The sequence below is a fragment of the Mesorhizobium sp. WSM4837 genome, from assembly GCF_055811435.1.
In genome coordinates this window covers 1-6,765 of the sequence record NZ_JBVVQE010000133.1, presented here as the reverse complement: position 1 = coordinate 6,765, position 6,765 = coordinate 1, and the positions used below count along the sequence as shown (strand labels likewise).

7 protein-coding genes are annotated in these 6,765 nt (G+C 62.6%); 2 read left to right on the top strand and 5 right to left on the bottom strand.

Annotation, left to right across the window (positions count from 1 at the left end; genetic code table 11):
- Window positions 1-164 precede the first annotated feature (164 nt).
- The 5 genes from AC0L3D_RS35595 to speB form a co-directional block, all read right to left on the bottom strand.
- Window positions 165-530 (bottom strand): hypothetical protein, encoded by a 366-nt coding sequence (locus AC0L3D_RS35595; RefSeq protein WP_287246970.1) that lies wholly within the window; start codon window positions 528-530, stop codon window positions 165-167.
- A 111-nt stretch (window positions 531-641) separates the two neighbouring features.
- Window positions 642-1,289 carry an amino acid ABC transporter permease gene (locus AC0L3D_RS35590; RefSeq protein WP_287345601.1) on the bottom strand — a complete coding sequence of 216 codons (648 nt, stop codon included), beginning with the start codon at window positions 1,287-1,289 and terminating at the stop codon, window positions 642-644.
- The gene (locus AC0L3D_RS35585) at window positions 1,286-1,954 is read right to left on the bottom strand and encodes an amino acid ABC transporter permease (protein ID WP_473647415.1); all 669 of its coding nucleotides are present in this window, start codon (window positions 1,952-1,954) and stop codon (window positions 1,286-1,288) included. Before AC0L3D_RS35585 ends, AC0L3D_RS35590 begins: the two co-directional genes overlap by 4 nt.
- Window positions 1,955-1,975: 21 nt before the next feature.
- The gene (locus AC0L3D_RS35580) at window positions 1,976-2,773 is read right to left on the bottom strand and encodes a transporter substrate-binding domain-containing protein (RefSeq protein WP_473626808.1); all 798 of its coding nucleotides are present in this window, start codon (window positions 2,771-2,773) and stop codon (window positions 1,976-1,978) included.
- A gap of 77 nt (window positions 2,774-2,850) precedes the next feature.
- Complete coding sequence (gene speB / locus AC0L3D_RS35575; protein ID WP_473626810.1) at window positions 2,851-3,912, bottom strand: agmatinase; 1,062 nt, start codon at window positions 3,910-3,912, stop codon at window positions 2,851-2,853.
- 223 nt (window positions 3,913-4,135) lie between these two features.
- Between speB and gcvA the strand changes: the two genes are divergently transcribed.
- Together gcvA and pncB are read left to right on the top strand one after the other, a co-directional pair.
- Window positions 4,136-5,110: a transcriptional regulator GcvA gene (gene gcvA / locus AC0L3D_RS35570; RefSeq protein WP_473647414.1), complete on the top strand. Its 975-nt coding sequence runs from the start codon at window positions 4,136-4,138 to the stop codon at window positions 5,108-5,110.
- Between the two features lie 191 nt (window positions 5,111-5,301).
- Window positions 5,302-6,606 (top strand): nicotinate phosphoribosyltransferase, encoded by a 1,305-nt coding sequence (gene pncB, locus AC0L3D_RS35565; RefSeq protein WP_473647413.1) that lies wholly within the window; start codon window positions 5,302-5,304, stop codon window positions 6,604-6,606.
- Window positions 6,607-6,765 lie beyond the last annotated feature (159 nt).

Below are 6,765 nucleotides of genomic sequence, written 5' to 3'. Positions count from 1 at the left end.
GGCCGGCCGGGGGGGGCAGGGGGCGCGGCGGGGGGGGGGGGGGGGGGGGGGGGGGGGGGCGGCGCGGGGCGGGGGGGGGGGGGGGCGCGCGGCCCCCCCCGCCGCTCTCCTTTGGGCATTGATGAAAGCGGCTTCGTCACGAAGCAGGACGGGGATCGTGACGTCTATGGATATTTCGTCTGATTTGCACGCGCGGCCTGTGGGCTTAGGTCACTGTGCAACTCTTTTGGCAGTGGAAGGCTTGAGCACCGCAAGTGCACCGCGCGGGCGAACAATTTTCGTTGCTTCTGCTGGTGCTCCTTGATGGCTGCTGCGAGCCCTAATCCGTACGGGCCAAGAAAGACGCCGGTTCCCCAGCCCGGCTGCTTTTTTTCGCGAGCGTCGTAGTCCGAAGCCTCCATGCGGGCTTGCTGGCATTCCGGCGACGCCCATTTCCGGTCTTGCTTCGAAAGCGACGCTCCATAGTCGACCGGAGAGGTCGCGCATCCGGCTACTGTCGCGGCCAACGCGACGAACATTGCAATTCTCATCCCCAAGCCCTTGATAAGCATTGTGAGAGTACACAGAACTCTTCTTCCAACAAGGGGATAGCTCCGAAGAAGCGAAGAAGGCGTTCGAACGCCAAGCGCAGAGGCGGCTTGCTAGTTTGAAGTCGCCCGTCGTTCAAGCGAGCGCGCATATTGCGTCAGCGGGAAGCACATGACGAAGAAGATCAAGGCGACCAGCCCATAGACGGTGAACGGCTCGAAGGTCGCATTGTTGATCGCGTTGGATGTCCTGACCAGTTCCTCGAAACCGATGATCGAGGTCAGCGCGGTCGACTTGATCAGCTGCACCAGGAAACCGACGGTCGGGGCACGGGTGATCGAAAACGCTTGCGGCAGGATGATCAGCCTCAGTTCCTGCAGATAGTGAAGGCCGAGACTGGCGCCGGCATCCCACTGGCCGCGCGGCAGCGCATCGACGCCGCTGCGCCAGATCTCGGCGAGATAGGCGCTGGCGAAGAAGGTCAGGCCAAGCGCTGCAGCGGTCCACGGCTCGATGCGCAAGCCTAGCATCGGCAGGCCGAAGAACATCAGGAAGAGCTGCATGAGCAGCGGCGTTCCCTGGAAAAGCGCGATGTAGCCCGACGCAAGCCGTCGCGCCCATTTATTCTTGGCGATCCGGAAGAACAGCACGAGCATGCCGACCACGCCGCCGCCGACGAAGGCCGCCAGTGACAGAAGCACCGTCCAGCGCGCGGCGAGCAGAAGGTTGCGGACAATATCCCAGAAGGTAAATTCGATCATGACACGCCGGCTCCCAGAGCGCGGCGGCCGCCGCTGACCAGCAGCCGGCGCAGCCCCATCGACAGGACGAGATAGACCATCGTCACCACGAAATAGGTCTCGAAAGCACGGAAGGTGCGCGCCTGCAGCATGTCGGCCTCGTAGGTCAGTTCGCGCACCGCGATCTGCGACACCACGGCGGACTCCAGCATCATGATGATGATCTGGCTGGTCAGCGCCGGAAAGATCACCTTGAGCGCTTGCGGCAGCACGATCTTGACGAAGACCTGACGCAGCCTGAGCCCAAGCGCAAGGGCGGCTTCCGTCTGCCCGCGCGGCACCGCATCGAGCCCGGCGCCGACGATCTCGATCGTGTAGGCCGCCATGTTGAGCGTCATTGCCAGCATGGCGGCCAGCAGCGGATCGAGCCTCACGCCGATGCTGGGCAACCCGAAGAAGATGAAGAACAGCTGCACAAGGAACGGCGTGTTCCTGATAATTTCGACATAGACGCCGATTGCCCGCTTGAGCAGCAAGGGGCCGTTTCGCCGCCCTGCTGCGCCGAGGATGCTGAGGAACGTTCCCGCCAGCGTGGTCACGGCGATCAAAAGGATCGTCATGGCCGCCCCGCGCGCGATCGCAGCTGTCGCATCGGCAAGCCAGCCGAAGTCGAGGCTGTAGCCCATGATAGGTCCTTACCTCGGAGATCAATCCTTGAGGTTGTCGGGATTGAGCGGTGTTTTGAGCCAGGCTTTCGAGCTTTCGTCCAGCTTGCCGTCGGCCAGCATCTTGGCGACCGCGTCGTTGACCGCCTGCTTCAGGCGGTCCTCGTTCTTGTTGAGGCCGATATGCGAGGGCGAGGTGAGAAGCTGGAACTTCTGCTCCGGCTTCAGTGCCTCCTGGCGGGCGAGCACCTGGGCGCCGACATCGTTGCCGACGACCATCAGTTGGGTCTGACCCGAGATGAAGGCCTGGATGACGGAGTTGTAGTTGTCGAAACGGCGGATGTCGGCCGAGGCGGGTGCTGCCTCGGTCAGTGACGTATCTTCCAGCGTGCCGCGGTTGACGGCGATCGACTTGTCGGCGAGGTCGTCCTTGCCTTCGACCTTGAGCTCGGCCGGGCCGATCACGGCGATATAGTAGGGTGCGTAGGCGGCGGCGAAATCAATCACCTGCTCACGCTCCTTGGAGTAGCCGACGCTCATCAGGATATCGACGCGCTTGTCGGTAAGATACGGGATGCGGTTCTGCCCGGTCACGCTGACCAAATTGAGCTTGACCTTGAGCTGGTCGGCGATGAATTGCGCCACGTCGATGTCATAGCCCTTGATGCTCATATCAGCACTGGCCGAGGAGAAGGGCGGAAAGTCGGAGAAAATGCCGACATTGATCGCGCCGGCCTTGGTGATGTCGTCGAGCGCGTCGGCATTGGCGGCCTGGGTGGCAAGACCGAGGCCGGCGAGCATCAGCACGGCGGCGATGGATGATTTCATGTGAAGTGCCATTGTCGTTCCCCTGCTGGAAGCTTGTTTTGTTTGAATGCGGCCGCCGGCTCCAGCGCGGCGGTCGCCTTGGATGTGCGTTAAGCTCGCTTGCCTGAGATCGCCGGGCTGAACACCATCAGGCTGAGGATTTCGAACAGCACCTGCGCGCCGGCATGGGCCGTGTTGGTGGTTGCGTCGTATTGCGGCGCCACCTCGACGACGTCGCCGCCGACGATGTTGAGCCCTTTGAGGCCGCGCAGAAGTTCAAGCACTTCCCGCGTCGTCAGCCCGCCGACTTCCGGCGTGCCGGTGCCCGGCGCAAAGGCCGGGTCGATGCTGTCGATGTCGAAGGACACATAGGTCGGGCCATCGCCAACGATCTGGTGCGCCTTCGCGATGATGGCGGGCATGCCGAGGCCGGTCACCTCTTCGGCATGCACGACGGTCATGCCGGATTCGTAGGTGAACTCCCACAGATACTCGGCCGAGCCGCGGATACCGATCTGGATTGTGCGCGACGGATCCAGCACCCCGTCCAGCACCGCGTTGCGGAACGGCCCGCCATGGTGGAACTTGGTCATGTCGAACAGGCCGCTGGTGTCGCAATGGGCGTCGATATGGATCATGCCGACCGGCGCTTTTTTGCCGACAGCCTTCAGGATCGGATGGCTGATCGAATGATCGCCGCCGACCGAAAGCGGAATGACTCCGGCGTCGACGATCTGGTTCGTCCGGCGCTCGATGTCGTCATGGCTGGTTTCCAGCCGGTAGCGGCTCTGGAACGGCACGTCGCCGATGTCAGCCACCTTCAGTTCGTGTGTCGGCGCGCATTCCAGCACATGGTTGTAGGGGCCGATGCGCTCGATGGCGCGCAGTGCCCTTGGCCCGAAGCGGGCGCCCGGCCGGTTGGTCACGCCAAGGTCCATCGGCACGCCGATCATCGCCACCTGCAGATCGCCGAAATCAGGATTGTCGGCGGCTATTTCCCGGTAAGGCGCGCTGAGGAAGGTCGGGATGCCGGAATAGGGCGCCAGCCGCGTGCCGCTCTTGGAAAAAATCTTGTCGGCGACGCGCCGGAATTTTGGGTCGAACATCTCGCCGCCATGGCTTTCGCCATATTTGCGGCGCAACGCTTCGAGCTTGCCGCTGTTATAACCCATGTCGGTCCTCCATGGCTGGTGCAGTGCGGCCATCAATGACGGTCGCCATTCCTGCCGGCTGCCTGCGGATTTCACGTCTTGATGCTGTACGAGCCAAAGTGTCTTGCAGCTGCATTGAAAAATCAATTGATATTGTTAGGGTGTTTGCTGTGAGAAAATCTCACATTAATGTCGAGCACGGTCTGATCCAAAACCGGGGGGATCGTGTTCCTTTGAGGCTCCGATGGCCAAGCGTCTGCCTCCCCTGAATCCATTGCGGGCCTTCGAGGCGACGGCGCGCCATGCCTCGCTGACCAAGGCGGCGGCTGAGCTCAACGTCACCCACGGCGCCGTCAGCCATCAGATCAAGGCGCTCGAACAGTCGCTGGGCGTCAAGCTGTTCCAGCGCGCCGGTCAGCGGGTGAAGCTGACGCCGCACGGCGCCGAATTGCTGCCGGCGGTGTCAACTGCCTTCGACGGCATCGCCGCCGCCACGCAGCGCATGACAAGGCCGGCGAGCACCGGCGCCCTGTCGGTGTCCTGCGTGCCGGCACTGCTGCTGCTGTGGATGATCCCGCGGCTCGGCAGCTTCACCTCGCAGTATCCCGATATTAGGCTGACGCTGATCCCGTCGAATGATGCCAAGGACGTCCGCGCGCCACAGATCGATATCTGCGTGCACTATGGCGATGGCAGCTGGACCGATTGCTGGATGCGCAAATGGTCGGGCCTCGAACTGTTCCCGGTGGTCAGCCCGACGCTGATCAACAACCGTCCGATCCGCACCGTGCGCGATCTCGCCGATCACGTCTTCCTGCACGGGGACGACGGCCGCGAATGGCACACCTGGCTGGCCGCCGCCGACGCGCTGGATCTGGAGCGCGGCCGCCGCCATCATCTCGGCGACGCGCGCATGGCGAGCGAGGCGGCGGTCCACGGCCATGGCGTGGCGTTGGGCGATACGGTGACAGCAAGCGGACTGCTTGCCAGGGGACTGCTGGTCGCGCCGTTCAGCCTGTCGGTGCCGGCGGTCGACGATTTCTATGTCGTCTGCCGCAACGAAATGAGGTCGGCGCCGATCGTGCAGCTGTTCATCGACTGGCTGTTTGCCGAAAAGGAGCAGGCCGACGGCCGCGCCGATGCGCCGGTGGCGGGCCGCATCGGCATCCGCAGGAAGCGTCCGGCGCTGAGGGTGATCGGCGCCAAGACCGCGCCCTGAAGTGGCTGCAGCCGACGCAGCGCGCTTCCCGCAGCCTTTTCTTTTTGTCGGGCCAGCCGGCAAAGCGGGAGGCGCATTCAAACATTCAATGCTAAGAGGCATTTGGAGCAATTCCCGGAATAGTGCGCAGCGGCTTCCCGGGAAAAGCGCTAAACAAAAGCTAGGGCGAGCAGCGAAGGCGGCATCGAGACATGACCAAGACCGATATAGCGCGGCGCGTCTACAACCACACCTGGAAGCTCGACCCGATTATCCGCAGCCTGCTCGACACCGATTTCTACAAGCTGCTGATGCTGCAGATGATCTGGGGCATGTATCCCAAGATCGACACCACGTTCTCGCTGATCAACCGGACCACCTCGGTTCGCCTTGCCGAGGAGATCGACGAGGCAGAATTGCGCGATCAGCTCGACCATGCCCGCACCTTGCGCTTCTCCAAGAAAGAGATGATCTGGCTTGGCGGCAACACCTTCTATGGCCGCAAGCAGATTTTTGAACCGGAATTCCTCGCCTGGCTCGAGAATTTCCAGTTGCCGGAATACGAGCTTTCCAAGCGCGATGGCCAGTACGAGCTCACTTTCAGCGGTCCGTGGATGTACACAACACTCTGGGAGATCCCGGCGCTGGCAATTATCAATGAACTTCGCTCTCGCGCCGCCATGCGGGCGTTCGGGCCCTTCGCGCTCGACGTGCTCTATGCTCGCGCCAAGGCCAAGATGTGGGCCAAAACCGAGCGGCTGAAAGCGCTGCCGGATATCCGCATTTCGGATTTCGGCACCCGCCGCCGCCATTCCTTCCTGTGGCAGCGCTGGTGCGTCGAAGCGCTGAAGGAAGGCATCGGCGAGGCTTTCACCGGCACCTCCAACGTGCTTTTGGCCATGGACAACGACCTCGAGGCGCTCGGCACCAACGCGCATGAACTGCCGATGGTGTTCGCCGCGCTCGCCAATTCGGAAAAGGAAATGAAGCAGTCGCCCTACAAGGTGCTGCAGGACTGGCAGCGCTACTATGGCGGCAATCTGCTGATCGTGCTGCCGGACACCTTCGGCACCGCGGCGTTCCTGCGTGACGCGCCGGACTGGATCGCCGACTGGACCGGTTTTCGCCCCGACAGCGCGCCGCCGATCGAAGGCGGCGAAAAGATCCTTTCCTGGTGGCGCGGAAAGGGCAAGGACCCCAGACAGAAGCTGCTGATTTTCTCCGACGGGCTCGAGGTCGAGACCATCGAGGAAACCTACCGCCATTTCCACGGCAAGGTGCGCATGTCCTTCGGCTGGGGCACCAACCTGACCAATGATTTCGAGGGCTGCGCGCCGACCAAAACCAACCGGCTCGACGCCATCTCGCTTGTCTGCAAGGTCACCGAGGCCAATGGCCACCCGGCGGTCAAGCTCTCCGACAATCCCGCCAAGGCCACCGGCGACGAAAAAGAGATCGAGCGCTATTTGCGCATACTTGGCGAGAAAGACCGCGTGGAGCAGCTGGTCAAGGTGTAAGGGGCTGCGGATGGTTTCGCCTCGCCAAAAGGGAAATCTCGGATAGCGTGAGTTCCCGCCCACCCCCCTCTGTCCTGCCGGACATCTCCCCCGCAAGGGGGGAGATCGGCAGCTTCTGCGTTGGCGTCTCTTCTTCGACATTGGAGATTGGCGAAAGCA

Coding starts and splice junctions, on each gene's coding strand:
- AC0L3D_RS35595 (WP_287246970.1), bottom strand. CDS start 530: ATGAGAATTGCAATGTTCGTCGCGTTGGCCGCGACAGTAGCCGGATGC.
- AC0L3D_RS35590 (WP_287345601.1), bottom strand. CDS start 1,289: ATGATCGAATTTACCTTCTGGGATATTGTCCGCAACCTTCTGCTCGCC.
- AC0L3D_RS35585 (WP_473647415.1), bottom strand. CDS start 1,954: ATGGGCTACAGCCTCGACTTCGGCTGGCTTGCCGATGCGACAGCTGCG.
- AC0L3D_RS35580 (WP_473626808.1), bottom strand. CDS start 2,773: ATGGCACTTCACATGAAATCATCCATCGCCGCCGTGCTGATGCTCGCC.
- speB (WP_473626810.1), bottom strand. CDS start 3,912: ATGGGTTATAACAGCGGCAAGCTCGAAGCGTTGCGCCGCAAATATGGC.
- gcvA (WP_473647414.1), top strand. CDS start 4,136: ATGGCCAAGCGTCTGCCTCCCCTGAATCCATTGCGGGCCTTCGAGGCG.
- pncB (WP_473647413.1), top strand. CDS start 5,302: ATGACCAAGACCGATATAGCGCGGCGCGTCTACAACCACACCTGGAAG.